A 25,131-nucleotide genomic window follows, 5' to 3' on the forward strand; every position below is an offset into this window, starting at 1 on the left:
TTACCCCGAGAGTCGAGGTAATTTGTGTACCGCGTAAAGCAGTTGGATGCCAGGGTAGATCTGGCCGGCTTCAGCCAGTGGCTGACCGGTCAGGGCGTACCGCACCGAATCACCGAAGAAAACGACCACCAGGTTCTCTGGTTGGAAAATTCCCAGCACGCGGAGCCAGTTCTGGAAGCCCTGGAGCGTTTTCTCGCCGAGCCTGAACTTCGGGACGCGGTTGATCGCCAGCATCGTTCCCCTGTCTTCGTTGGTGGGCGCTGGCAGCCTTCGCCCAAGCACGCACCACTGGTGCTGAGTGCGATTGTCGTTGCTCTAATCATGGTCTGGGTAACATCCATGGGCCGTAATGAGCTGGCAGCAGCGTTGATGATGATTGATCCGCGCGACTTCGACTGGTCAACCCTGGCCGGTCGGATTGACGCGCTTTCCAGTACCCTGGCGAGCGGCCAGGTCTGGCGCCTGCTGACACCCGATTTCCTGCATTTCAGCTGGACCCACATCATTTTCAATTCGGTGATGCTGTGGTTCCTCGGCAGTCAGATTGAATGGTTCGATGGGCGAGGGCGGTTGCTTACACTTTTCCTGGTCACCAGTATTTTCTCTAATGGTCTTCAGTATCTGGTATCAGGTCCACTGTTCGGTGGGCTGTCGGGTGTGGTGTACGGCATTCTGGGGTATTGCTGGCTCAGTCAGCGCAAGCTGCCGCGATTCCAGTTTCCACCGGCACTGGTAACGTTTGCCGTAGCGTGGATGGTGATTGGCTTTACCCCGTTTACCGAAATGCTGGGGCTGGGCCGAATGGCCAATGAAGCGCACCTTGGCGGGTTTGTCAGTGGAGTGGCCCTTGCGCTGGTTTTGCCCGTAAAAAGACGGTGACAGCTCAAAAAAAAGCCCCACCAAAAGGTGAGGCATTAAAAGAGCTTTTAGCTCCTGATGAGAGAGACCAAATGAAACGACCGTTGTCATTTGGTGAGGTAATGATAATTATTATCGTTTGCATCTGTCAAACGATTCCGGCACATTTTTTTAAAAAGCGTTTCGGGAGTACCGAATGACTTACGATGAATTGATCGAACGATTGGATCCCACCGTCTATCGCAGCCTGCGTCTGTCTATCGAACTGGGCAAGTGGCCGGATGGGCGAAAACTAACGCCGGAGCAGCGGGAAATCAGCCTGCAGGCGGTGATCTACTACGAAAACCTGCACGGCGTGCCAGAAGAAGAGCGCACCGGTTATATCGATCGTGGCCATAAGGCCGGTACTGCTTGCGATCCGTCGGTGCAGCGCCAGAGTAGCGCGCGCAGCGATGTTGATTCTGAGCAGTTTGTTGAGGTTAAGTCTTGAGTGATCTGATCGACGTAACAGGCCGGCTGCGCAAGATGCCGGCCGAGGCCGGCGAGCCGGTAACTTACTCCATTTCGGTCGGCGACAGCCGGATCCCGCTCAATGAATACCTCGGAAAGCAGGTTCGCATTGATTTCGAGGGCGTCATTCGCTGCATTAACTGCGATCGCACCACCAAGAAGAGCTTCAACCAGGGCTATTGTTTTCCGTGTTTTCGGAAGCTGGCGGCCTGCGACACCTGCATCATGAGCCCCGAGAAGTGCCACTATCACCTCGGCACCTGTCGCGAGCCGGAGTGGGGCGAGACCCATTGTATGGTGGAGCACGTGGTGTATCTGGCCAACTCGTCTGGTCTCAAGGTGGGCATAACCCGTGGAACCCAGGTTCCCACCCGCTGGATCGATCAGGGTGCTGTGGGTGCCATTCCCATGGTCCGGGTGGCGACCCGATACCTGGCGGGCCTGGTGGAAGTTGCCTGCAAGGCTCACGTGGCAGACCGGACCAACTGGCGCGCCATGCTCAAGGGCGATGTGCCGGAGTTGAATCTGGCGGAAGAGCGGCAGAGGATATTAGGTCTGATCGCGGACGATTTGTCGGCGCTCAAAGAGTCTCACGGTCCGGATTCAATCCGCGAGGTTGATGAAGATGCTCTGGGGCTCAGTTACCCGGTGGCCGCCTGGCCGGAAAAAGTGAAAACCCACAACCTGGACAAGGCTCCTGAGGTTGAAGGTGTGCTGGAGGGGATCAAGGGCCAGTACCTGATCCTGGATACCGGCGTGATCAATATCCGGAAGTTTACCGGGTACGAAGTTCGTTTTCGGGTGCTGGGCGACTGATTCGTCCCGCACCTGCCTGACCTGACACATTCCCGCCTGCCGGATTGCCGGCAGTGCGCGGCTGAGTAACCTGGAGATAGACAATGCGCACCAATCAACCCCAGACCATTTACCTGAGCCACTACAAAGTGCCGCCTTACCTGGTTGATCATGTCGACTTGCGCTTTGAGTTGTTCGAAAACGGAGCGCGGGTCCACAGCACCCTGGCCGTGCGTCGTAACCCTGAGGCTGGCGCCAGTGACATTCCCCTTGAGTTGGACGGTGACAGCCTGGTCCTGGAATCGGTCGGGCTGGACGGTGTCATCCTGAATGAAGCGGCTTTTGAAAATCGCGGCGACAAGCTGATCATTGCCTCCGTGCCTGAGCGCTTTGAACTGACGGTGGTTACCTGGCTCGAGCCGCAGAATAATACCCGCCTGGAAGGGCTGTACAAGTCCTCCGGCATGTTCTGCACCCAGTGCGAGGCGGAAGGTTTCCGCTGCATCACGTATTTCCCTGATCGTCCCGACGTCATGTCCCGTTTCCGCACGCGAATCGAGGCGGACAAGCAGTCCTACCCGGTGCTGCTGTCCAACGGCAACGATATCGATCGCGGTGACCTCGACGATGGCCGCCACTTCGTCACCTGGGAAGATCCGTTCCCCAAGCCCTGTTACCTGTTTGCGCTGGTGGCCGGGGATCTGGTCGAGAAGCGGGACACGTTCACCACCTGCTCGGGTCGGGACATCGATCTGAGGATGTATGTTGAACCACGCAACTCCGAAAAGTGCGACCACGCCATGGATTCGCTGAAGCGCTCCATGCGGTGGGATGAGGAGGTATATGGCCGTGAATACGATCTCGACATCTTCATGATCGTCGCGGTTGATGATTTCAACATGGGGGCCATGGAAAACAAGGGCCTGAACATCTTCAACTCCTCCTGCGTGCTGGCCAGCCAGGACACAGCCACGGACCTTGCCTTCCAGCGTATTGAGGCGATCGTGGCTCACGAATACTTCCACAACTGGTCGGGCAACCGGGTTACCTGTCGCGACTGGTTCCAGCTCAGCCTGAAAGAAGGCTTCACGGTGTTCCGCGACTCCCAGTTCTCATCCGACATGGGTTCGCCCACGGTTAAGCGGATCGAAGACGTAGCCTTGCTGCGCACTGCGCAGTTTGCTGAAGATGGCGGCCCCATGGCGCACCCGATTCGTCCTGCGTCGTACATGGAGATTTCCAATTTTTATACCCTGACCATCTATGAGAAGGGTGCCGAAGTGGTTCGAATGATCCACACCTTGTTAGGCCCGGATATGTTCCGGAAGGGCAGTGATCTTTATTTCGAGCGGCACGACGGTCAGGCCGTGACTACCGACGACTTCGTCAAGGCCATGGAAGATGCCTCTGGCCGCGATCTGTCCCAATTCCGGTTGTGGTATGAGCAAGCGGGCACGCCGGTGCTGAGCGTGTCCGATGAGTTTGACGCAGAGCAGGGCATCTACCGCCTCACCATTAAGCAGGCCATCCCTGACACCCCGGGCCAGACCGACAAGAAGCCTCAGCATATCCCCTTTGCACTGGGGCTCCTCGGTAGCAAGGGTGAGTCTCTGCCGCTGCGTCTGCAAGCAGGTGAGCAAGATGCGCCTACGGAGCGAGTGCTGGAACTGACCGGCGAGACTCAGGTGTTTGAATTCCATGGTCTCGACGAATGCCCGGTGCCGTCGCTTCTGCGGCAGTTCTCGGCACCGGTCCGTGTGCGCTATCCCTGGACCCGGGAGCAGCTGTTGTTCCTGATGAGCCACGATCCGGACGGCTTCAACCGTTGGGACGCTGGCGAGCGGCTGGCAGTGGATGTGATTCAATCGCTGTTGGGTGCCCCGAAGGACGCACCGGTCGATTCCAGGCTGGTGACCGCTTATCGGCATCTGGTGTCGGATTCATCCCTCGATCAGGCGCTGGTCGCCAAGATGCTGCAGCTGCCGTCAGAGGCCTATCTGATTGAGTTGGCAGAGAGCGCGGATGCGCCTGCCATTCACGACGCTCGCGAGCGGGTACTCAAACACCTGGCCATTGCACTGCGTGATGACTTGATTGCCTGCTACCGTCGCAATGTTGAGGCCGGTGCGTATCAGGTCAGCCCTGATCAGATTGCCCGCCGCAGTCTGCGCAATACCGCCCTGGCGTGGTTGCTGCAGATCAACGATGAAGAAGGTCGGGAGCTGGCTCTGCGTCAGTTCCGGGAAGCGGACAATATGACCGACCGGATTGGTGGGCTTCGAGCGTTGGTGAACTCAGATTACGAAGCGGACCGTGCCCGGGTTCTGGAGCAATTCTACGAACGCTTCAAGGAGGATCCGCAGGTGGTCGAGCAATGGTTCTCGGTACAGGCCGCCAGTGACCGTGCGGGTCAGTTGCCACAGATTCACCAGTTACTTGAGCACGAGGCGTTCGATTGGAAGAATCCGAACAAGGTGCGTTCAGTGGTGGGTGCCTTCGCCGGCCAGAATCTGGCTGCCTTCCACAGTCCCGACGGTTCCGGCTACGATTTCCTCGCCGATCAGGTCTGTCGTCTGGATGACAGTAACCCGCAGATCGCGGCCCGGCTGGTCACACCGTTGACTCGCTGGAAGCGCTTTGCACCGGCTTATAGTCAGCGTATGAAGGTAGCGCTGGAGCGGATCCGTGATAAAGCGGGCCTGTCACGGGACGTTTATGAAGTGGTTCATAAAAGTCTGGCCGACTAATCGTTGGGGGCCTTCCGGCTGTGTCGGTTAAGCAAAGACACAGCCGGATACAAAATCGCACTTTTGATCGATAGACAATCTTGGACGTTCGTCTAGTCTGTGGCAAAGTCATGTGTCATGAACAGACGATAATAAAAGGCCCTTCAGAGGCTTCCAGACGGACTAAGGTTACACAATGAGATACAATAAGAACGCTATTCTCGGCGGCCTTATGGCCCTTTCTGTCGCCGCAGCACCAGCTTACGCTGCGGTTTCATCCAGCCAGGCCGCGCGCCTTGGTAAAGACCTGACCCCCTTCGGTTCTCCGATGGCAGGTAACGAGGCGGGCACCATTCCGGCTTGGGATGGCGGGATCACCGAACCACCGGCAAGTTACGAGGGCAGTGGCGATCATCACCCGAATCCGTTTCCGGATGACGAAGTCCTGTTCACGATCAATGCTGACAACGCGGACCAGTATTCCGAACATTTGACCGATGGCCTAAAGGCCATGTTCGAGGCCTATCCGACCACCTTTAAGATTCCGGTCTACAAGACCCGCCGAAGCCATTCGCTGCCGGACTTTGTTGTCAAAAACACCCGTGATAATGCCACCAGCGCAACCATCGTGGGTGAAGGTGCCGGACTTGACGACGCTTTTGGCGGTTATCCGTTTCCTATCCTGAGTGGCAACGATGAGCAGAAAGCCTGGCAGGTCATCTGGAACCACCTGACCCGCTGGCGTGGAATCTCTTTGACCCGTCGTGCCAGTGAGGTGGCGGTTCAGCAGAATGGCGACTACACGCTGGTAACCTCGCAGCAGGAAGCTTTCTTCAATTTTTACAATCCCGAGGGCGGCGAAAACACTCTCGATAACGTCATTTTCTATTATCTCTCGTTTACCCAGTCGCCACCTCGATTGGCCGGTGGTGCGATCCTGGTTCACGAAACCCTGAACCAGATTATCAATCCGCGAAACGGCTGGGGCTACAACGCCGGTCAGCGCCGTGTACGCCGGGCACCGAACCTGGGTTATGATTCCCCTATCGCGGCAGCCGACAACCTTCGCACGGCGGATGACACCGATATCTTTAACGGTGCCTTGGACCGGTACAACTGGACGTATGAAGGCAAACGGGAAGTTTACATCCCTTACAACAACTTTGAGATCTCCCAAAAAGGATTGTCTTACTCCGAGATTCTGGGCAAGACCCACCTTAATCCAGACCTGATGCGTTGGGAATTGCACCGTGTCCATGTGGTAACGGCTACGCTAAAGGATGGCGAGCGACATATTTATGGCAAGCGTCGCTTTTACGTGGATGAGGATAGCTGGAATACGGCGCTTCTTGACCAGTACGATGGTCGAGGAGAGCTTTGGCGCGTGAGCATGGGCGTTCTGAAAAATTATTACGAGCTTCCGGGAACCTGGACGGCGTTGGAGGCCTTCCACGACTTGCAGGCGAGGCGGTACCACGTCCAGGGTCTGGACACGGAAGAGCAGAACACGACTGTCTTCACCGACGACGTTCCGAATAAGCGATACTTCTCGCCGTCCTCGTTGCGTCGCCGGAGTGTTCGCTAAAATTCGGCGAAAAAGGGAACCCTCTGTGCCAAGTCAACGTTGGCACATACCATGCCGGCAACTTTCGGGTTGTCGGTATGTTTATGCTGAAGGGCTCGAAAACTGATTCAAGTTACACAGTTACCAACAACTATAGGCAATCCGAATGGCTACAAGCTTTATGTGCAAAACCCTTGGTGCAGCATGCCTTGGGCTTTCCATGGCCTGTGCGACCCCTGTTGCATTCGCACTTGCGGACGTCATCGAAACACCGGCGCGTCCAACAGAGCTGGCTCCTGACAATCTTCTGAACGATGTAGAGCGTGCTGGCGATCGCCTCGTGGCGATTGGCGAGCGTGGTCATATCATCTTTTCGGATGATGAGGGGGCAACCTGGACTCAGGCAGAGGTCCCGGTTTCTGTCACGCTGACCGGCGTCGATTTCGGCAGCGAGACTCATGGCTGGGCTGTTGGCCACAGTGGTGTGGTGCTCCATTCGGACGATGCCGGCGAAACCTGGCAGCTTCAACTGACCGGTATCCGCGCCGCGGAACTGGCCATTGAGAGCCAGGAAGAAGCCATTGCAGAGATGGAAGAACGTATTGCAGTCGCCCCGGAGGAAGAGAAGTCGGACCTGGAATGGGCGCTGGACGATCTGCTCTTTGGTCTTGAGAACATGCAGGCTGACCTCGATATCGGTCCGGTTAACCCGTTCCTCGATGTCTGGTTCGGCGATGAGGACACCGGTTTTGTTGTCGGTGCCTATGGTCTGTTCTTTCACACCCAGGACGGTGGCGAGACCTGGCAGGACTGGTCGCCGCGATTGGATAACGCCCAGAACTTTCACCTGAATGCGATCACCCGGATTGGCGGCGGCGCCATGGTCATTGCCGGTGAGGCCGGTCAGATCCATGTCTCAGTCGATAAGGGCCAGACCTGGGAGCGTCGTGAAAGTCCCTATCCTGGCTCGCTGTTCGGTGTGACCGGAACCAGCCAGGCGGAAGAAGTGCTGGTCTTTGGTCTGCGGGGCACGCTGATGCAATCCTCCGACCTGGGTCAGACCTGGACTACGGTCAATACTGGCTCCACCGCCACGCTCAATGACGGTGTGTACCTGAACTCCCGAATTATCCTGGTCGGTAACGGTGGCGCTGTACTTACCAGTGGTAACGGCGGCGATACCTTCCAGGAGTATCTGCGTGACGACCGGTTGGGTCTCATGAGCGTGGTGCCGATTTCAGGCACTGAATTGCTGTTGGTCGGTGAGGGTGGTGTTACAACGACCAATGCCAAAGGCAAAAACCTTCAATAATGCCCTGATGTGGCAACAACCGAACAGACAATTAAGGGGCTTTTGAATGTCTAACCTTAAGCATGGCAAGGACGAGCATTACCTGACGACGCCAAAAGCGGAGCCGTTCCTGGAACGCCTGATCTTTAATAATCGCGCCGTTATCCTTTTTGGCTTCGTGCTGCTCACGCTCTTCCTGGGCTACAACGCTGCGAAAATCCAGCCGGACGCCAGTTTCGAGCGGATGATTCCGCTTGAGCACCCATACATCATCAACATGCTTGATCACCGGGACGATCTCCAGAATCTCGGTAACTTCGTCCGTATTGCGGTGGAGGTTGAAGACGGCGACATTTTCAGCGCCGAGTACATGGAAACCCTGAAGCAGATCACCGATGAGGTGTTCTACCTGGACGGTGTCGATCGTTCCGGGCTCAAATCCATGTGGACCTCGAACGTCCGTTGGGTTGAGGTGACAGAACAGGGCTTCCAGGGTGGCACGGTCATCCCGGATGACTACGACGGCTCCAAAACCAGTCTGGAGGCTTTGCGGCAAAACGCGCTGCGCTCCAACGAAGTAGGGCGCCTGATTGCTGACAACTTCAAGTCGACGATTGTTTACGCGCCGCTGTACGAAACCAATCCTGAAACCGGCCAGCCGCTGGATTACGGCGAGTTTTCCCGTCAGCTCGAAGAAAAAATTCGCGCGAAGTACGAAGAGCAGAACCCCAACATCGAAATCCACATTGTTGGTTTTGCCAAAAAAGTCGGTGATCTGATCGAAGGTATTGGTTCGATCGCCTGGTTTGCGGGCATCACTATTGTACTGACCACGCTGCTGCTGTTCTGGTACTCGCGCTGCATTGCCGGAACTCTGGTTCCGGTGTTTACCTCGATCGTTGCCGTGTTCCTGCAGCTGGGTGCATTGCGCCTGCTGGGCTACGGTCTTGATCCATACTCTGTACTGGTTCCATTTTTGGTGTTTGCGATCGGTATCAGTCACGGGGTTCAGATCGTGAACGCCATGGCGGTTGAATCGGCCAAAGGTTTTGACTCGATAACGGCGGCCAGGTTGGCGTTCCGTGCGCTTTATATTCCGGGCATGCTGGCCCTGATTTCCGACGCTTTTGGTTTCCTGACGCTCTTCTTCATCGAGATCGACGTAATCCGGGATCTGGCGGTTGCAGCGGGCATCGGGGTTGCCTTTGTAATTATCACCAACCTGGTGCTGCACGTTCTGATCATGTCGTACATCGGCATTTCCAAGGGTGGCGTGAAGCATGTCCAGAACCACGGTGAAAAGCAGGACCGCAAATGGCGTGTGTTGTCGTACTTCTCCCACCCCGGTGTTGCACCGATTTCCCTGCTGATTGCGGTGATCGGACTTGGTCTGGGCCTGTACTACAAGCAGGACCTGAAAGTCGGTGACCTGGATCGCGGTGCTCCTGAGCTGCGCGCAGACTCGCAATACAATAGAGACAACGCCTTTATCATCGACAACTACTCCACCAGCGCTGACGTACTTGTGGTGATGGTGAAGACACCGGTTGAGCAATGTACTCAGCACGATGTCCTGCGTGCTATGGATAGCCTCCAGTGGGAGTTGCAGAACACCCCGGGCGTGCAGTCTTCGGCCTCTCTGGCAGATGTGTCCAAGATCGTAACCAAGGCGCTGAACGAGGGTAACTGGAACTGGTACGAGATCTCCCGTAACCAGACGATTATCAACGCGTCTATCCGTAACGCTCCGTCTGGTCTGATCAACACCGACTGCAGCCTCACTCCGGTGCTGGTGTTCCTTGAGGATCATAAGGCAGAGACCCTGCAAACCGTGGTTGAGCGAGTTGAGGAATTTGCCTCAAGCGCCAGCAACGAACAGCACACGTTCCTGCTGGCGGCCGGTAACGCCGGTGTTGAGGCGGCCACCAACGAGGTCATTTCCAACGCCAAGGACAAGATGCTGATCATGGTTTACGGCGTGGTGAGCCTGCTGTGTCTGCTGACCTTCCGCTCGATCCGGGCCGTACTGTGTATCGTGGTGCCGCTGGGGCTGACCTCCATCCTCTGTGAGGCGATCATGGCGGTCTCCGGTATCGGTATCAAAGTCGCGACGCTGCCGGTTATCGCGCTGGGTGTCGGTATCGGTGTCGACTACGGTATCTACATCTACAGTAAGCTTGAGAAGTTCCTGCTGGAGGGCAAGCCGCTTCAGGAAGCTTACTTCGAGACTTTGAAATCTACTGGTAAAGCGGTTATGTTCACCGGCGTGACCCTTGGTCTTGGCGTAGTGACCTGGATCTTCTCTCCGATCAAGTTCCAGGCAGACATGGGCTTCCTGCTGTTCTTCATGTTCCTGTGGAACATGGTGGGCGCAATCTGGCTGCTGCCGGCCCTGGCGCGCTTCCTGTTGCGCCCGGATCGCATGTTGGCCAAGGCTCAAGCTAAGAAATAATCGCTTTTCTGATTTGCAAAAAAGCCCGCTCTGCGGGCTTTTTTGTTGAATGGTCAAACGGTTAGCGGTGAGGGTCCTACTTTATTTATAATGTGATCTGGTCTATGTTCTAAAACGAACCATAAGCTCCTTCGAGCGCATCGTTGGGCTTTGATTATAACTAATCAGAAAAAGGAAGAACTCTCATGACATTGAAACTAAAGGTATCCGCGCTCGCTGTCGCTGCTGCGGTTAGCGCTGGCTTTGCCTCAACGTCTGTTTCTGCTCAGGAGCAGCGCTTTGTAACGATCGGCACCGGCGGTGTGACCGGCGTTTATTATCCTGCCGGTGGCGCGATCTGTCGCCTGGTTAACATGGATCGTAAGGAGCACGGCATTCGTTGCTCTGTTGAGAGCACCGGTGGTTCCGTCTACAACCTGAACGCGATCCGCCAGGGTGAGCTGGATCTCGCTGTAGCCCAGTCTGACTGGCAGTTCCACGCCTACAATGGCACCAGCCAGTTCAAAGACGATGGCGCCAACAAAGACCTGCGTGCAGTCTTCTCCCTGCACCCGGAGCCGTTCACCGTGGTCGCCAGCAAGGGATCTGGCATCGAGAACTTTGCCGATCTCGAGGGTAAGCGTGTTTCCGTAGGTAACCCGGGCTCAGGCCAACGTGCCACAGCCGAGGTGCTGATGGATGAAATGGGCTGGACCATGGACAAGTTCTCCCTGGCCGCTGAGTTGAAAGCGGCAGAGCAGTCCCAGGCCCTGTGTGATGGCAACATCGACGCTTTCTTCTACACCGTAGGTCACCCCTCCGGTTCGATCAAAGAAGCAACCACGTCCTGCGACAGTGTGCTGGTTAACGTCGACAACGAGTCAAGCCAGAAGCTGATTGCAGACAACCCGTACTACCGTGAAGCGATCATCCCTGGCGGTATGTACCGTGGCAGTGACGATGACGTCACCACCTTCGGTGTAGCGGCAACATTTGTGTCGTCAACCGACGTTGCAGACGAAGTGGTTTACGAAGTTGTGAAAGCCGTCTTTGAAAACTTCGACAGCTTCAAGCGTCTGCACCCGGCGTTCGCCAACCTGAAGAAAGAAGAAATGGTTGCTGACGCGCTGAGTGCACCTCTGCACCCAGGCGCGGCGAAGTATTACAAGGAAGCGGGCCTGATCGACTGATCTGACCGAAACCTTGCCCGGCCGCGGGCACACTGTGCCCGCGGCTACTAATGACCCTCCGTTTTCCTCTGACAGGATTCAGCTATGACCAATAGCGACCCGAGAGCTGGGAACGACATCGACAAGCAGAAAGTCGAAGAGTTTCTACAAACCGAATCCGGTGGAAGAGCGACGACAGGCCCTGCTGCCGTTATTCTGTTTGTTGTTCCACTGCTCTGGTCCCTTTTTCAGCTTTGGATAGCGTCACCGCTTCCTTACATCTTTGAGATGGGCGTCTTCAATTCCACGGAATCGAGATCCATACACCTTGCCTTTGCGGCGTTCCTGGCGTTTGCTGCCTTCCCGATGATTCGCGGAAAGCATTCCAGCCATGTGCCCGTGTATGACTGGATTCTGGCACTGACGGCAGCATTCGCCGCATCGTACCTCTACATCTTCTATGACCAGCTAGCGACCCGTCCCGGTGCCCCGAACACTCAGGATATGGTGGTTGCGCTGGGTGGTCTGGTTCTGCTCCTGGAAGCCACCCGCCGTTCGTTGGGCTTACCCCTGACCATCGTTGCTGGTGTATTCATCGTTTATTCCCTGGCCGGCCCTTATATGCCGGATGTCATCTCGCACAAAGGCGCGAGTCTGAGCAAGCTGGCATCGCACCAGTGGCTTGGTACTGAGGGCGTGTTTGGCGTGGCGCTGGGCGTCTCGACCAGTTTCGTCTTCCTGTTTGTGCTGTTTGGTGCTCTGCTCGAACGGGCAGGTGCCGGTAACTATTTCATCAAGGTGGCCTATGCGCTGCTGGGGCACATGCGTGGCGGACCTGCCAAGGCAGCCGTGGTATCCAGTGGTCTGAGTGGCGTGATTTCTGGTTCCTCCATTGCCAACGTGGTTACCACCGGTACCTTTACCATTCCGCTGATGAAGCGGGTGGGTTTCCCTGCCACCAAGGCGGGCGCGGTTGAAGTTGCTGCTTCTACTAATGGTCAGCTGACACCACCGATCATGGGGGCCGCGGCCTTCCTGATGGTGGAGTACGTGGGTATTTCCTACCTTGAGGTCATCAAGCACGCGATCCTGCCGGCAATGATTTCCTATGTGGCCCTGATCTACATCGTTCATCTTGAGGCCTGCAAGCTTAATATGCAGGGCATTGAGCGTCTGGATCGACCAACCCTGGCCCAGCGTATGCTGAACTGGGTAGTGATCCTGCTGGGGCTGAGTGTTTTGACCCTGGTGGTCTATTACGGCATCGGCTGGATGAAAGACTGGCTCGGTGCGGCGGCCATGTGGGTGCTCACACCATTGCTTCTTGCGGCCTACATCGGGCTGGTCTGGTACGCGACCCGTTTTCCGGCTCTGGAGGAAGATGATCCTGAGCAGTCGATGGGCGAACTCCCGCCGGTGGGTCCAACGGTCAAGACCGGGCTCTATTTCCTGCTTCCGGTGGTGGTGCTGGTCTGGTGCCTGACTGTTGAGCGCTTCTCGCCGCAGCTGTCCGCGTTCTGGGCGACGGTGTTCATGATCTTCATCGTGGTTACTCAGGGCCCCATCAAGGCCTTCTTCCACAAGCAAGGCCAGTATGGCGCCCAGTTGAAGCAGGGTGTGGTCGATCTGACCCATTCGCTGGTAACCGGCGCCCGCAACATGGTGGGTATCGGTGTTGCCACTGCAACAGCGGGTATCGTTGTCGGAACTGTTACGTTAACCGGTATCGGTCTGGTAATGACCCAGTTCGTGGAGTTCATCTCCGGTGGTAATCTGCTGCTGATGCTGATCTTCACTGCCATCATCAGCCTGATCCTCGGTATGGGGTTGCCGACCACGGCCAATTACATCGTGGTGTCGACTCTGATGGCGCCGGTAATTGTGACTCTCGGTGCGGCCAATGGCCTGCTGGTGCCGCTGATTGCGGTGCATCTGTTCGTGTTCTATTTTGGCATCCTGGCGGACGATACGCCGCCGGTGGGGTTGGCGGCCTACGCGGCCGCGGCAATATCCGGAGCCGATCCGATACGAACGGGTGTTCAGGGTTTCACCTACGACATCCGAACCGCGATATTGCCGTTCATGTTCATCTTTAATACCCAATTATTGTTGATTGGGCTGACCGGCTGGATAGACCTGTTGATTACCATCTTCAGTGCGGTGACAGCGATGCTGGTGTTCTCGGCCGCTACCCAGGGCTACTGGTTTACCAAGACCCGGTGGTGGGAAACTGTACTGTTGCTGCTGGTCACGTTCACGCTGTTTCGGCCGGGCTTCTGGTGGGATAGAGTCTATCCGCCCACGGAGGACCGTCCAGGTGCCGAGGTACTTCAGCATGTGGAAAATGTACCGGCGGATGAGCCTATTATCATCCAGGCGTCGGGGATGTCCATTGACGGTGATGAAGTCTCTACCTACCTGAGATTGCCGTTGCCGGATGCGGAAACGCCTTCAGAACGACTGGCCGCTGCGGGTCTGGAGGTGTCGCCGCAGGGTGAGGAGATGGTGGTTGATTTCGTCAACTTCGGAAGTATCGCTGAGAAGGCCGGTATCAGCTATGGCTGGAGCATCGACGCGGTCCAGATCCAGAAGGAGCGGCCGCCAAAAGAGCTGATGTTCATTCCGGCTTTGATCCTGCTGGCGTTGCTTGCCTTCGGCCAGTTGCGACGACGGGCCCGGGAGCGCTCTGAGCCTCAGGGTGCCCAAGGTGCCCAAGGCACCTGACGCCAACCTGGTCCGTAAAAACCCGGCATTAACCTGCCGGGTTTTTTTCTGGTAGACTCCGGGTCGAATCGGCCCGCGGTTTGTATCGTGGAACGCCGTCATCACGTGATCTCTAGTATAGATCACCGCTGAGCAACCAATTGGAGCTTTTCATGCCCGTCGTAACTTTGCCGGATGGCAGCCATCGCAGTTTTGCAGAACCCGTAACCGTTCATGACGTTGCCGCCGACATTGGCGCAGGTCTGGCCAAGGCCGCATTGGCTGGTCGCGTGAATGGCCAGCTGGTGGATACCAGTTACCGAATTGAAGACGATACCGAGCTGGCGATTGTCACCGATCGCGACGAAGACGGCGTGGATATTATTCGTCACTCCACCGCCCACCTTCTTGCGATGGCGGTTAAAGAGCTGTTTCCCGAAGCCCAGGTCACCATTGGGCCTGTGGTCGACAACGGCTTTTATTACGATTTCAAATTCGATCGCCCGTTCACCAACGAAGATCTGGCGCGCATCGAAAAGCGCATGGAAGAATTGTCCAAACAGGATATCCCGGTGTCCCGGTCCGTACTGTCCCGTGACGAGGCGGTGAAGCTGTTTGATGATATGGGCGAAGAGTACAAAGTCCGAATCATTGAGGACATCCCGGGCAACGAGGACCTGTCGTTCTACCGCCAGGGTGACTTCATCGACCTGTGCCGTGGGCCGCACGTGCCCAGCACTGGCAAGCTGAAGGCGTTCAAGCTCACCAAGGTGGCCGGTGCCTACTGGCGCGGTGATACCAACAACGAGCAGCTGCAGCGGGTCTATGGCACCGCGTGGGGCAATAAGAAGGACCTGAAGGCGTACCTGCACCGCCTTGAAGAGGCCGAAAAGCGGGATCACCGTAAGATCGGCAAGAAGCTGAACCTGTTCCACATGCAGGAAGAAGCGCCAGGTATGGTGTTCTGGCACCCGGACGGCTGGTCGCTGTACCAGGAAATCGAACAGTACATGCGCGACAAGCTGCATTTCCATGGTTACAAAGAGATCAAGACACCGCAGGTAGTGTCTCGTGCGTTGTGGGAGAAGTCCGGTCATTGGGACAAGTTCCACGATGACATGTTCACCACCGAGTCAGAAAAGCACGATTACGCCATCAAGCCGATGAACTGCCCATGCCATATCCAGGTGTTCAACCAGGGCCTGAAGAGCTACAAGGACCTGCCGCTACGGCTGGCCGAGTTTGGCTCATGTCACCGTAACGAAGCCTCTGGTGCGCTGCATGGCCTGATGCGGGTGCGTGGCTTCACCCAGGATGATGCGCATATCTTCTGCGAAGAAGATGCGATTCAGGCAGAAGTCTCCCGCTTTATCGATCTTCTGCACGAGGTCTATCAGGACTTCGGCTTTGACCAGATCCTCTACAAGCTGTCCACTCGTCCCGAGAAGCGGGTAGGGTCGGACGAGGTCTGGGACAAGTCCGAGGCCGCGCTGGAAGAAGCGCTGAACCGTGAAGGCGTTGACTGGGAGCTGCTGCCGGGTGAGGGTGCATTCTACGGCCCGAAGATCGAATTTTCCCTTAAGGACTGTATCGGACGGGTATGGCAGTGTGGCACCATTCAGGTCGACTTCTCGATGCCCGGCCGGCTGGGTGCCCAGTTTGTCGCGGATAATTCAGAGCGGAAAACGCCGGTCATGCTGCACCGGGCCGTGCTGGGATCGTTTGAGCGCTTCATTGGCATTCTGATTGAAGAATACGAAGGCGCGTTTCCGACCTGGCTGGCACCAACCCAGATTGCCGTGCTGAATATTACCGACAATCAGCGCGATTATTGCCAGAATCTGGCGAAAAAGTGGGATTCTTTGGGTTATAGGGTTAATGCTGACTTGAGAAACGAGAAGATCGGCTTTAAAATCCGCGAGCATACTCTTAACAAGGTTCCCTACCTTGTCGTTGTCGGCGATAAAGAAGTCGAGAACAACGCCGTTGCGGTGAGAACCCGCAAAGGTGAAGATTTGGGAACACTATCGCTCGAAGCGTTCGAACAACTTTTACAGAAAGAAGTTGAGCGCAAGGGCAACACAAAGACGGAGATCTAATTATTAAACAGCGAGCGAATCGGGGTGGGCGTACACCAAAGGCGCCGATCAATGAGAATATTGACGCAACCGAAGTCCGACTCATCGATGCCGAAGGCAATCAGGTCGGTGTAGTACCAATTGAGGACGCCATCAAGCAAGCTGAAGAGGCGTCTCTTGACCTGGTCCAGGTTACGGATTCCGATCCGATCGTCTGTAAGATAATGGACTACGGCAAGAAAATCTTCGACGAGAAGAAGGCCAAGGCGGCTGCCAAGAAAAAGCAGAAGCAGACGCAGGTCAAAGAGCTTAAGTTCCGACCAGGAACTGAAGAAGGGGATTATCAGGTCAAACTACGCAACCTGGTACGTTTCCTTGAAAACGGGGACCGCGGCAAAATCACTATTCGCTTCCGTGGGCGTGAGATGGCACACCAGGAAATTGGTATGAAGCTCATGGCTCGCATCGAAACGGATATTGAGGAGCTGGCAACGGTTGAGATGCGGCCGAAAATGGAAGGCCGGCAGATGACCATGATTGTGGCGCCCCGAAAAAAGAAGTGATCCTGTTCGGGTGATGATCCCCCGCGCTTGCGGGGGATTTGTCGTTCAGGGCCACATTTGATGTTCTTAAAAATAGAATGCGGAGTTTTAAAAATGCCTAAGATGAAAACCAAAAGCGGAGCCACGAAACGGTTCAAGAAAACCGCCACTGGCTTCAAGCACAAGCAGTCCTTCACCAGTCATATCTTGACCAAGAAGAGCCCCAAGCGTAAGCGTCAGCTCCGCGGTACCAAGCTGATCGCTAAATCCGATGTGGCTTCAATCAAGCGTATGACCGCGTGCTGATAGCGCGTTAATCATTCCTGACAAGGTTTATTAAGGTAGAAGGATTAAAGTATGGCTCGTGTAAAACGTGGTGTGGTCGCACGCCGTCGTCACAAAAAGATTCTCAATCAGGCCAAAGGTTACTACGGTGCTCGTAGCCGTGTATTCCGTGTAGCCAAGCAAGCGGTTATCAAAGCCGGTCAGTACGCATATCGTGACCGTCGTAACCGTAAGCGTGCTTTCCGCGCTCTGTGGATTGCCCGTATCAACGCTGGCGCCCGCGCTAACGGTCTGTCTTACAGCCGTCTGATCGCTGGTCTGAAAAAGGCTAACGTCGAAATCGATCGTAAGGTTCTGGCCGATCTGGCCATGAACGAGCAGCAGGCGTTTGCTGCTGTTGTCGAGAAAGCCAAAGCATCTCTGTGATCGCTTAAGCTCTTCATCGATTGATGATCGATCCGGGCGTCTCATGTCATCATGGAGACGCCTTCTGATAGGGGAAGGGCACGCTCTTCCCCTATTTTTGTTTATAGAATTCGTATTTTGTACTCCCATTTCTGGTTTGGAGCAGGGTCAATGGAAAACCTGGAGCAATTGGTTCAGGACGGATTGGCTGCGGTAGATAAAGCCGACAGCTTGCAGGCGCTTGATCACATTCGCGTTGAGTACCTCGGTAAGAAAGGCGTGATTACCCAGCAGGCAAAGACTCTGGGCAAGCTTTCCGCCGAAGAGCGTCCCGCTGCAGGCCAGAAGATCAACGAAGCCAAGGGTAAGGTGGAGCAGGCGATCAATGCCCGTCGCACCGACCTGGAGCGCGCGGCCATTGAGGCCAAGCTGGCGAGCGAATCCATTGACGTCACCCTGCCAGGCCGAGGCCAGGATCTGGGAGGGCTGCATCCGGTAACCCGTACTCTGCAGCGCATCGAGCAGTTTTTCTCGAGGGCGGGCTACACCGTTGAGCAGGGCCCTGAGATCGAAGACGACTATCACAACTTCGAGGCTCTCAATATTCCCGGCCACCATCCGGCCCGTGCCATGCACGATACCTTCTATTTTAATCCCGGCACTCTGCTGCGCACCCATACCTCACCGGTTCAGATTCGTACCATGGAAGCGGGCAAGCCGCCATTCCGGATGATCTGTCCGGGGCGTGTCTATCGCTGTGATTCCGATATGACCCACACCCCGATGTTCCACCAGGTGGAGGGCTTGCTGGTTGAGAAGGATGTCAGCTTTGCCGATCTGAAGAGCACCGTGGAGGAATTCCTGCGGGTATTCTTTGAGCGCGATCTTGAAGTGCGTTTTCGTCCGTCCTATTTCCCGTTTACCGAGCCCTCCGCCGAGGTGGATATCGAGTGGGGCAGGGAGGCTGACGGCAGCATCAAGTGGCTGGAAGTCATGGGTTGCGGCATGGTGCACCCGAAAGTATTTGAGCACTGCGGTATCGACGCCGAAGAGTACCGTGGCTTTGCGTTTGGTCTTGGCGTTGAGCGTCTGGCCATGCTGCGCTACGGCGTGAATGACCTGCGCATGTTCTTCGAGAACGATTTGCGCTTCCTGCGCCAGTTCCGTTAATACGGCGATTTACGGCATTCAAATCAACAGGCGAAACCGCATCAGGACAAGGCATTAACCATGAAATTCAGTGAACAATGGCTGCGCGAGTGGGTAAATCCGGCAATCGGAACCCAGGAATTGATGGATCAGATCACCATGGCCGGTCTGGAAGTGGACGGCTTTGAACCGGTTGCCGGTCAGTTCAGCGGTGTTGTGGTCGGTGAGGTGCAATCGGTAACCCCGCACCCGGACGCCGACAAGCTTCGGGTTTGCCAGGTAAGCGATGGCACCCAGACGGTTCAGGTAGTGTGTGGCGCGCCCAATGTTCGCGATGGTTTGAAAGTGCCGTTTGCGGTTGTTGGTGCGGTCCTGCCCGGCGATTTCAAAATCAAGAAGGCGAAGCTGCGCGGCCAGCCGTCCGAAGGCATGCTGTGTTCGGAGTCAGAGTTGGGGCTTTCCGAGAGCCACGACGGGCTGATGGAGCTGCCTGCGGATGCTCCGGTAGGTCAGGATGTTGCCGACTACCTGAAGCTCAATGACGTCACTATCGATGTCGATCTGACACCCAATCGCAGCGACTGCCTGTCCATCAAGGGCATTGCCCGGGAAGTGGGCGTGCTCAACAGCCTGGTGGTTGAAGGTCCCGAGGTGCACCCGGTTGAAGCGGTGCATTCGGAAGTGCCGGATATTCGCATCGAGGCCACTGCCGGCTGCCCGCGTTATCTGGGGCGTATTCTGCGCAACGTCAATCTGCGCTCGCAATCGCCGTTGTGGATGCAGGAAAAGCTGCGCCGCTCCGGCATCCGCTCCATCGATGCCGCCGTAGACGTAACCAACTACGTCATGCTCGAGCTGGGCCAGCCGATGCACGCCTTCGATCGCACCGAAATCCAGGGCGGTATTGTCGTGCGGATGGCCAAGCCTGGTGAGAAGCTGGTGCTGCTGGATGGCCAGGAGGTCAAGTTAACCGAGCAAACCCTGATTATTGCCGACCACGAAAAGCCGGTGGCGATTGCTGGCGTGATGGGTGGTGAGCACAGCGGTGTCAGTGCCCAGACCGGCGACCTGATTCTCGAGTCGGCCTATTTTGATCCCATTACCCTGGCCGGTAAGGCTCGGGGTTATGGCCTGCATACCGACGCGTCGCACCGGTTCGAGCGCGGTGTGGATTACAAGCTGGCGCGCGAGGCCATGGAACGCGCCACGCAATTGCTGCTGGAGATCGTTGGTGGTGAACCCGGCGAAATCATTGAAGTGGTCAGCAAGGAAGATCTCCCGAAGGACCACTCGGTGGACCTGCGCGCTACTCGTCTCTACGACGTGCTTGGGCTGGACATTGATCGCACCACGGTCGAGGAAATCCTGACCCGTCTTGGCTTGCATATCGACAAGTTGCTGAAAGACGGCTGGCGCGTCAGCGTGCCCAGTTTCCGCCCGGACATTGCCATCGAGGAAGATCTGATCGAGGAAGTCGGTCGGATATACGGCTACAACAACCTCCCGGTTACCGAGCCTGTTGGTTCTCTGGGTTTGCGCCAGGAAGACGAAGCTACGCGCCCGATCTCGGCGATTCAGAGCTTCTTTGTCGACAATGGCTACCAGGAGGCGATCACCTACAGCTTCGTGGATCCCAAGGTTCAGCAGCTGATCGATCCGGAGCGTGAGGGTATTGCCCTGGCCAACCCGATCTCTGCAGACCTCTCGGTGATGCGCACCAGTCTCTGGAGTGGGCTTCTCAAGACCGCTGCCTACAACCAGAACCGTCAGCAGCCTCGCATTCGTCTGTTTGAAACTGGCCTGCGGTTCGAGCAGGTGGGAGAGCGGATTGATCAGCAGCAGATGCTGGCCGGTGTCGTGGTGGGCTCGCAATACCCCGAAAACTGGGCAAACGGTCGCAGAACCGCGGATTTCTTTGATGTAAAAGGAGATCTGGAAAGCCTGTTCCGTTTGCTGGGTATCGAGATTCAGTTTGTTGGCAGTCAGCATCCGGCCCTGCACCCGGGCCAGACCGCGGAGCTGCTCCGGGATGGCGAACATGTCGGCTGGTTAGGCACATTGCACCCACAAGTGCAGAAAAATCTTGAACTTAATGGCACGATCCTAGTGTTTGAGCTATTCTTGGATTCAATCGTTACCGGTTATGTGCCTAATTTCAAAGAAATTTCGAAATTCCCGGAAGTTCGCAGAGATTTGGCTATGATTATCGGAAGTGACGTCGCCTTTGCCGATGTCGAGCGTGTAGCCAAAAAACATGCCGGTGAGCAACTGACAGCGTTACGAGCCTTTGATGTTTATGAGGGCGAGAGTCTGGGCGAAGGGAACCGTAGCCTGGCTCTGAGTCTGTTCTGGCAACATCCGGAACGTACGTTGAATGAAGATGAAGTTCACTCGCTCTTCAATGGTGTGATAGACGCCTTGAAAGAAGAGCTGGGGGCAACACTGAGGAGTTGAGAGACATGGCGGCTTTGACGAAAGCGGAAATGGCTGAGCGTTTGTACGAGGAGTTGGGCCTCAACAAGCGTGAAGCCAAGGAAATGGTGGAAGCTTTTTTCGATGAGATCAGAGGCGCCCTCAGCCACAACGAGCAGGTAAAGCTGTCAGGATTCGGGAACTTTGATCTGCGGGACAAGAAGCAGCGCCCCGGCCGGAACCCCAAGACCGGTGAAGAAATTCCCATCAGCGCACGGCGGGTCGTTACGTTTCGCCCCGGGCAAAAACTTAAGCAAAAAGTAGAAGCGTATGCTGGAACCCAGTCATAACAACGAACTCCCGACCATTCCGGGGAAGCGATACTTTACCATTGGAGAGGTCGCTGACCTGTGTGCCGTAAAGGCGCACGTTTTGCGTTATTGGGAGCAGGAATTTCCCCAGCTGTCGCCGGTCAAGCGCCGGGGCAATCGCCGGTATTACCAGCGGGCTGACGTTATTACCATTCGTCAGATTCGCAGCCTGCTCTACGATCAGGGGTACACCATCGGTGGTGCCAAGCAGAAGCTGAGCAGCCACGAAGTCAAAGATGACACCTCCCAGTACAAACAGCTGATCCGACAGATGATCACCGAGCTGGAAGATGTTCTGGACGTGCTTAATACCCCGGTAAAGTAGGGGCGTTCTGAAAGAAAAACCGAGCTGGCGCAGGCCACCTCGGTTTTTTTGTGCCCTTTTTTCAGCGTCCGGTATTCAGAACTGGGTATACAGAAGCAGGACTCGGTGAAGGTGGCGTTGGTTCAGATCGATGGAGTCATGAAATCCGGGTAGATGCCCGAACGGCGGATACAGTTCTGAATGTCCATGCCTTGTAAGGCGCCGTGACGGGTCACCAGCAGCGTAGACATTCCAGCTGCCTGACCGCCCAGTATATCGGTATGCAAGGTATCACCCACCATCAGAACCCGTGCCGGGTCAATGCCCGGGAGCCTGGCAAGCGCGGCCTCAAAGGCGGTGGCAAAGGGTTTGCCAAAGAACTCAAGGCTGGCACCGGTTGCGGTGGCCGCCAGATGGGAGAAATACCCGGGTTCCAGTGTCAGCAGATCGCCCCTGGGGGCGACAAGGTCCGGATTGGCAACCTTTACAGGTCTGGGCCGACGAGTGAGGCTATTGGTTAGCCGGTGCTGCAGGGTCTCGTTCCAGCCTTCGCTGCTCAGGAAGATGAAGCCATCAAGTCCGTCCAGAGTCGCCTCGTCGACGTCGGCACGGACAGTTCGTGTCGAGTTGTTAGGTAGTGGCAAGGTCTCCGGCTGTGACTTTTCCGGGGCAATCACGCCCCAAATCCCCGGGTTTGGTGTTTGCCTCAAGTGCTGTTCCAGCAACCAGCGGCTGGAAATCACCGTTTCTTCATCCAGATCAAAGCCCATGTGCTGGTACTTTATGGCCAGTGCCGGGTGGCTTGCTGTGGCGGCGTTCGACAACACCAGTACCGTTTTGTTGTCAGCCTGCAGCCGAGCGAGCCGATCGAGGGCTCCGGGTATGACACTGGGCCCGGTATTGAGAACCCCGAAGGCATCAAAGACAAAGGCGTCGAATTCGCTCATCAGTGGGGCTAACGAATCCACAAGTCGGGGTTGCGCTTGGCGAGCCGAGGCGCTCGGAAGCCGTTCCCTGATACTCTCGTACTGCTCGAATGCCCAAGCGGGTGTGGGCTGGATACCGGCGAAGGAGGTGGGGTGCTGATCGATCATGGGCTTATAGCACCGCCTGTCGGACACGGGCAGACACCCACTCGGAGATCACCACGGTGCCGAGGATCAACAAGAAGATGGTGGCGACCTGGTTCCAGGCCAGGGTGGCCAGTGAGGCATTGAGTTGGATGCCCAGGCCTCCGGCGCCCACCAGACCGAGGATGGTGGATTCCCGGATATTGATGTCCCACCGGAATACGCTGATGCCCCAGAAGGCTGGCAGAATTTGGGGCACGATGGCGTAGTCGATGACCTGGGCGCCGCTTGCGCCGGTGGCCCGAACTGCTTCTACCTGGGTAACGTCTATTTCTTCGATGGCTTCATACAACAGCTTGGCAACAAAGCCGATGGAGCGAAGGCCGATGGCGATGATGCCGGCCAGCAAGCCGGGGCCAATGATGGCCACCAGCAGCAATGCCCAGATCAGGGCGTTGATTGAACGTGATGCCACAATGATTAGCAATGCCAGAGGCCGAACGAAGCGGACGCTGGGTGTTGTGTTGCTGGCCGCCAGGAACGCTACAGGCACCGCGATCATAATGCCCAGCAGGGTGCCAAGGGTGGCAATGTTGATGGTGTCCCAAAGCGGTTGCCAGAGCTCACCCACATAGCTCCAGGCCGGCGGGAACATGCGGCTGCCAATGTCCGCTGCCTGGGCGGGTGCATCGCTGACGAAAGCCCAGATGGTGTTCTCGTTCATTAGTTGCCAGCAGAACACGGTCAGGGCTACCAGCCAGAACCAGCCGAGCCAGCGCAGCAGGGTTTGTTTTCGGGTCCGGTGCTGCCAGACGGGAGAAGAAGAGCTTGTCACTGGACCCACCTGCGAATGTACGAAGAGGAATATTCCACCACCAGGACGATGGCTATGATGAGAATCAGGATAGCGCCGGCCGAATCGTATTCGTAGCGATCGATGGCGGTATTCAGAGTGGCACCAATACCGCCCGCCCCGACAATGCCGATCACCGCGGATTCACGGAAGTTGATGTCCAGGCGATACAGAGACAAACCAACCAGCCGTGGCATGACCTGAGGTTGTACCGAATAGTTCACCACTTGCCACCAGGAAGCCCCGGTAGCCCGGATGGCTTCGATCTGATTGCGGTCGCAGCTTTCGATTTCCTCAGCCAGCAACTTAGACAGAAAGCCGATGGTGGCGAATGCCAGGGTCAGAAATCCGGCAAAGGGCCCGAAGCCGAACATGGCCACCAGCAGAATCGCGATGATGATTTCCTGGAACGAGCGCGACAGGGTAATGATTCCGCGACAGGCCAGGTATACCGGGGCCGGCGCCAGATTGCGGGCTGCCCCGATGCCAATGGGCACGGAAATCAGGATGCCGGCGACGGTGGAGGTCAGGGTAATAGTCAGGCTCTCGATCAGGCCTTCGTGGATATCCCGCCAGCGGGTGGTGAAATCAGGAACCAGAAAGCCCTCAATGAAACGCCAGCCGCGCTCAAGGCCCAGGTAAACCCGTTGCCAATCCACCTCGACGGTTTGCACGGCGAGTACCAGGTAGATCAGGGCGCCGGTATAAATCAGTCGTCGCCAGAGGGTGTTGGTAAAAAGCAGGGGAGGGCGCTTCCAGGTTGAACGCACTGTGGACTGATGGTCCATCATACCCCCTCGGCAAGGTCGACGGAGGGTGCGTCATTCGAATCATCCGTGCTTTCTTCGGCATTCTCTTCGCCGCGTAGCTGGGTCCAGTCTTCGTCGCCGTAGATACGGGTCAGGACGTCGTTGGTCAGCTCGTCTGGGGCGCCGTCGAACACCACCTCGCCATTTCGCAGGCCGATGATCCGGTCGGAAAACTGCTGAGCCAACATCACGTCGTGAATATTGATGATGGCCGGCAAGCTGCGTTCTTGGCAGGCGCCGCGAATTAGTCGCATGATCTGGCGGGACGTTTTCGGGTCGAGAGAGGCGGTGGGTTCGTCAACCAGCAGCAATTCCGGATTCTGCTCCAACGCCCGGGCAATGCCCACCCGTTGCCGTTGACCACCGGAGAGGGCATCTGCGCGCTTGTTGTAATGGTCTGCGAGCCCCACCTTCTCAAGCAGGGCGAAGGCCTGGCTTATGTCCTCCGGGCCAAAGCGGCGAAGAAAGGAGCGCCAGGTGGACACATAGCCGAGGCGTCCGGAAAGCACGTTCTCCATCACGGTCAGCCGTTCCACCAGCGCGTATTCCTGAAAGATCATGCCGATACGCCGTCGGGCCTGGCGCAAGTTGCGGCCGTTAAGGCGGGTCAGCTCGGTATCGCCCAGCCGAATGGAGCCCGATGTGGGCTCCACCAGGCGGTTGATGCAACGGATCAGGCTCGATTTACCGGCACCTGAGGGGCCAATCAGCCCCACCACCTGCCCGGCGGGGACTTCGAAGCTGATCCCCTGAAGCGCCTTGTCTCCGGTCTTATAGGTCTTGGATACATTCTCGAGTTTTAGCAC

Annotated in this window: 21 protein-coding genes; 17 read left to right on the forward strand and 4 right to left on the reverse strand. The window is 56.5% G+C overall.

Features of this window, described 5'->3' with window-relative positions; translation table 11 throughout:
- Nucleotides 1–24: 24 nt before the first annotated feature.
- The 17 genes from QUE89_RS05765 (at nucleotide 25) to QUE89_RS05850 (ending at nucleotide 21,614) form a co-directional block, all read left to right on the forward strand.
- Nucleotides 25–879: a rhomboid family intramembrane serine protease gene (locus QUE89_RS05765; protein ID WP_286222268.1), complete on the forward strand. Its 855-nt coding sequence runs from the start codon at nucleotides 25–27 to the stop codon at nucleotides 877–879.
- 175 nt (nucleotides 880–1,054) lie between these two features.
- A complete protein-coding gene (locus tag QUE89_RS05770; RefSeq protein WP_286222269.1) occupies nucleotides 1,055–1,348 on the forward strand; it encodes a YeaC family protein in 294 nt (97 codons plus the stop codon).
- A complete protein-coding gene (locus QUE89_RS05775) occupies nucleotides 1,345–2,184 on the forward strand; it encodes a DUF2797 domain-containing protein (RefSeq protein WP_286222270.1) in 840 nt (279 codons plus the stop codon). The genes QUE89_RS05770 and QUE89_RS05775 overlap by 4 nt, the downstream gene beginning before the upstream one ends.
- A gap of 83 nt (nucleotides 2,185–2,267) precedes the next feature.
- Complete coding sequence (gene pepN / locus QUE89_RS05780) at nucleotides 2,268–4,910, forward strand: aminopeptidase N (protein ID WP_286222271.1); 2,643 nt, start codon at nucleotides 2,268–2,270, stop codon at nucleotides 4,908–4,910.
- 175 nt (nucleotides 4,911–5,085) lie between these two features.
- The gene (locus tag QUE89_RS05785; protein ID WP_286222272.1) at nucleotides 5,086–6,474 is read left to right on the forward strand and encodes a DUF1329 domain-containing protein; all 1,389 of its coding nucleotides are present in this window, start codon (nucleotides 5,086–5,088) and stop codon (nucleotides 6,472–6,474) included.
- A gap of 145 nt (nucleotides 6,475–6,619) precedes the next feature.
- Complete coding sequence (locus QUE89_RS05790; protein ID WP_286222273.1) at nucleotides 6,620–7,765, forward strand: WD40/YVTN/BNR-like repeat-containing protein; 1,146 nt, start codon at nucleotides 6,620–6,622, stop codon at nucleotides 7,763–7,765.
- Nucleotides 7,766–7,811: 46 nt separating this feature from the next.
- Nucleotides 7,812–10,196, forward strand: coding sequence for an efflux RND transporter permease subunit (locus tag QUE89_RS05795; RefSeq protein ID WP_286222274.1), 2,385 nt, complete (start codon nucleotides 7,812–7,814; stop codon nucleotides 10,194–10,196).
- A gap of 185 nt (nucleotides 10,197–10,381) precedes the next feature.
- Nucleotides 10,382–11,365, forward strand: a complete 984-nt coding sequence (locus QUE89_RS05800; RefSeq protein WP_286222275.1) for a TAXI family TRAP transporter solute-binding subunit — start codon at nucleotides 10,382–10,384, stop codon at nucleotides 11,363–11,365.
- 84 nt (nucleotides 11,366–11,449) lie between these two features.
- Complete coding sequence (locus QUE89_RS05805; protein WP_286222276.1) at nucleotides 11,450–14,068, forward strand: TRAP transporter permease; 2,619 nt, start codon at nucleotides 11,450–11,452, stop codon at nucleotides 14,066–14,068.
- Nucleotides 14,069–14,220: 152 nt separating this feature from the next.
- Complete coding sequence (gene thrS, locus QUE89_RS05810; RefSeq protein ID WP_286222277.1) at nucleotides 14,221–16,146, forward strand: threonine--tRNA ligase; 1,926 nt, start codon at nucleotides 14,221–14,223, stop codon at nucleotides 16,144–16,146.
- A 2-nt stretch (nucleotides 16,147–16,148) separates the two neighbouring features.
- Nucleotides 16,149–16,688, forward strand: coding sequence for a translation initiation factor IF-3 (gene infC / locus QUE89_RS05820; RefSeq protein WP_212747087.1), 540 nt, complete (start codon nucleotides 16,149–16,151; stop codon nucleotides 16,686–16,688).
- 93 nt (nucleotides 16,689–16,781) lie between these two features.
- Nucleotides 16,782–16,973, forward strand: a complete 192-nt coding sequence (gene rpmI / locus QUE89_RS05825; RefSeq protein WP_007151842.1) for a 50S ribosomal protein L35 — start codon at nucleotides 16,782–16,784, stop codon at nucleotides 16,971–16,973.
- A 51-nt stretch (nucleotides 16,974–17,024) separates the two neighbouring features.
- A complete protein-coding gene (rplT, locus tag QUE89_RS05830) occupies nucleotides 17,025–17,378 on the forward strand; it encodes a 50S ribosomal protein L20 (RefSeq protein ID WP_008170485.1) in 354 nt (117 codons plus the stop codon).
- A gap of 150 nt (nucleotides 17,379–17,528) precedes the next feature.
- Entirely contained in the window at nucleotides 17,529–18,527 is a 999-nt protein-coding gene (gene pheS / locus QUE89_RS05835; RefSeq protein ID WP_286222280.1) for a phenylalanine--tRNA ligase subunit alpha, read from the forward strand.
- A 60-nt stretch (nucleotides 18,528–18,587) separates the two neighbouring features.
- Nucleotides 18,588–20,960, forward strand: coding sequence for a phenylalanine--tRNA ligase subunit beta (pheT, locus tag QUE89_RS05840; protein ID WP_286222281.1), 2,373 nt, complete (start codon nucleotides 18,588–18,590; stop codon nucleotides 20,958–20,960).
- 5 nt (nucleotides 20,961–20,965) lie between these two features.
- Complete coding sequence (ihfA, locus tag QUE89_RS05845; RefSeq protein ID WP_007151838.1) at nucleotides 20,966–21,268, forward strand: integration host factor subunit alpha; 303 nt, start codon at nucleotides 20,966–20,968, stop codon at nucleotides 21,266–21,268.
- Nucleotides 21,249–21,614, forward strand: a complete 366-nt coding sequence (locus QUE89_RS05850) for a MerR family transcriptional regulator (RefSeq protein ID WP_138440558.1) — start codon at nucleotides 21,249–21,251, stop codon at nucleotides 21,612–21,614. Before ihfA ends, QUE89_RS05850 begins: the two co-directional genes overlap by 20 nt.
- A 122-nt stretch (nucleotides 21,615–21,736) precedes the next feature.
- Here QUE89_RS05850 and QUE89_RS05855 read toward each other — a convergent pair whose 3' ends face one another.
- Genes QUE89_RS05855 through phnC form a run of 4 tightly spaced genes read right to left on the reverse strand, consistent with a single transcriptional unit; the run spans nucleotide 21,737 to nucleotide 25,131 of the window.
- Nucleotides 21,737–22,687, reverse strand: coding sequence for an HAD-IIA family hydrolase (locus QUE89_RS05855; protein ID WP_286222283.1), 951 nt, complete (start codon nucleotides 22,685–22,687; stop codon nucleotides 21,737–21,739).
- Nucleotides 22,688–22,691: 4 nt separating this feature from the next.
- Nucleotides 22,692–23,498: a phosphonate ABC transporter, permease protein PhnE gene (gene phnE / locus QUE89_RS05860; RefSeq protein ID WP_286222284.1), complete on the reverse strand. Its 807-nt coding sequence runs from the start codon at nucleotides 23,496–23,498 to the stop codon at nucleotides 22,692–22,694.
- Complete coding sequence (gene phnE / locus QUE89_RS05865; protein ID WP_286222285.1) at nucleotides 23,495–24,307, reverse strand: phosphonate ABC transporter, permease protein PhnE; 813 nt, start codon at nucleotides 24,305–24,307, stop codon at nucleotides 23,495–23,497. The genes phnE (QUE89_RS05860) and phnE (QUE89_RS05865) overlap by 4 nt, the downstream gene beginning before the upstream one ends.
- Complete coding sequence (phnC, locus tag QUE89_RS05870) at nucleotides 24,304–25,131, reverse strand: phosphonate ABC transporter ATP-binding protein (protein ID WP_286222286.1); 828 nt, start codon at nucleotides 25,129–25,131, stop codon at nucleotides 24,304–24,306. Before phnC ends, phnE (QUE89_RS05865) begins: the two co-directional genes overlap by 4 nt.

The sequence above is a fragment of the Marinobacter sp. LA51 genome (assembly GCF_030297175.1).
GTDB lineage: Bacteria > Pseudomonadota > Gammaproteobacteria > Pseudomonadales > Oleiphilaceae > Marinobacter > Marinobacter apostichopi.

Bases quoted from the DNA above. Each gene is read 5' to 3' on its own strand.
- QUE89_RS05770 (WP_286222269.1), top strand. From the start codon at position 1,055: ATGACTTACGATGAATTGATCGAACGATTGGATCCCACCGTCTATCGC.
- pepN (WP_286222271.1), top strand. From the start codon at position 2,268: ATGCGCACCAATCAACCCCAGACCATTTACCTGAGCCACTACAAAGTG.
- QUE89_RS05785 (WP_286222272.1), top strand. From the start codon at position 5,086: ATGAGATACAATAAGAACGCTATTCTCGGCGGCCTTATGGCCCTTTCT.
- QUE89_RS05790 (WP_286222273.1), top strand. From the start codon at position 6,620: ATGGCTACAAGCTTTATGTGCAAAACCCTTGGTGCAGCATGCCTTGGG.
- QUE89_RS05795 (WP_286222274.1), top strand. From the start codon at position 7,812: ATGTCTAACCTTAAGCATGGCAAGGACGAGCATTACCTGACGACGCCA.
- QUE89_RS05800 (WP_286222275.1), top strand. From the start codon at position 10,382: ATGACATTGAAACTAAAGGTATCCGCGCTCGCTGTCGCTGCTGCGGTT.
- QUE89_RS05805 (WP_286222276.1), top strand. From the start codon at position 11,450: ATGACCAATAGCGACCCGAGAGCTGGGAACGACATCGACAAGCAGAAA.
- thrS (WP_286222277.1), top strand. From the start codon at position 14,221: ATGCCCGTCGTAACTTTGCCGGATGGCAGCCATCGCAGTTTTGCAGAA.
- rpmI (WP_007151842.1), top strand. From the start codon at position 16,782: ATGCCTAAGATGAAAACCAAAAGCGGAGCCACGAAACGGTTCAAGAAA.
- rplT (WP_008170485.1), top strand. From the start codon at position 17,025: ATGGCTCGTGTAAAACGTGGTGTGGTCGCACGCCGTCGTCACAAAAAG.
- pheS (WP_286222280.1), top strand. From the start codon at position 17,529: ATGGAAAACCTGGAGCAATTGGTTCAGGACGGATTGGCTGCGGTAGAT.
- pheT (WP_286222281.1), top strand. From the start codon at position 18,588: ATGAAATTCAGTGAACAATGGCTGCGCGAGTGGGTAAATCCGGCAATC.
- ihfA (WP_007151838.1), top strand. From the start codon at position 20,966: ATGGCGGCTTTGACGAAAGCGGAAATGGCTGAGCGTTTGTACGAGGAG.
- QUE89_RS05850 (WP_138440558.1), top strand. From the start codon at position 21,249: ATGCTGGAACCCAGTCATAACAACGAACTCCCGACCATTCCGGGGAAG.
- QUE89_RS05855 (WP_286222283.1), bottom strand. From the start codon at position 22,687: ATGATCGATCAGCACCCCACCTCCTTCGCCGGTATCCAGCCCACACCC.
- phnE (WP_286222285.1), bottom strand. From the start codon at position 24,307: ATGATGGACCATCAGTCCACAGTGCGTTCAACCTGGAAGCGCCCTCCC.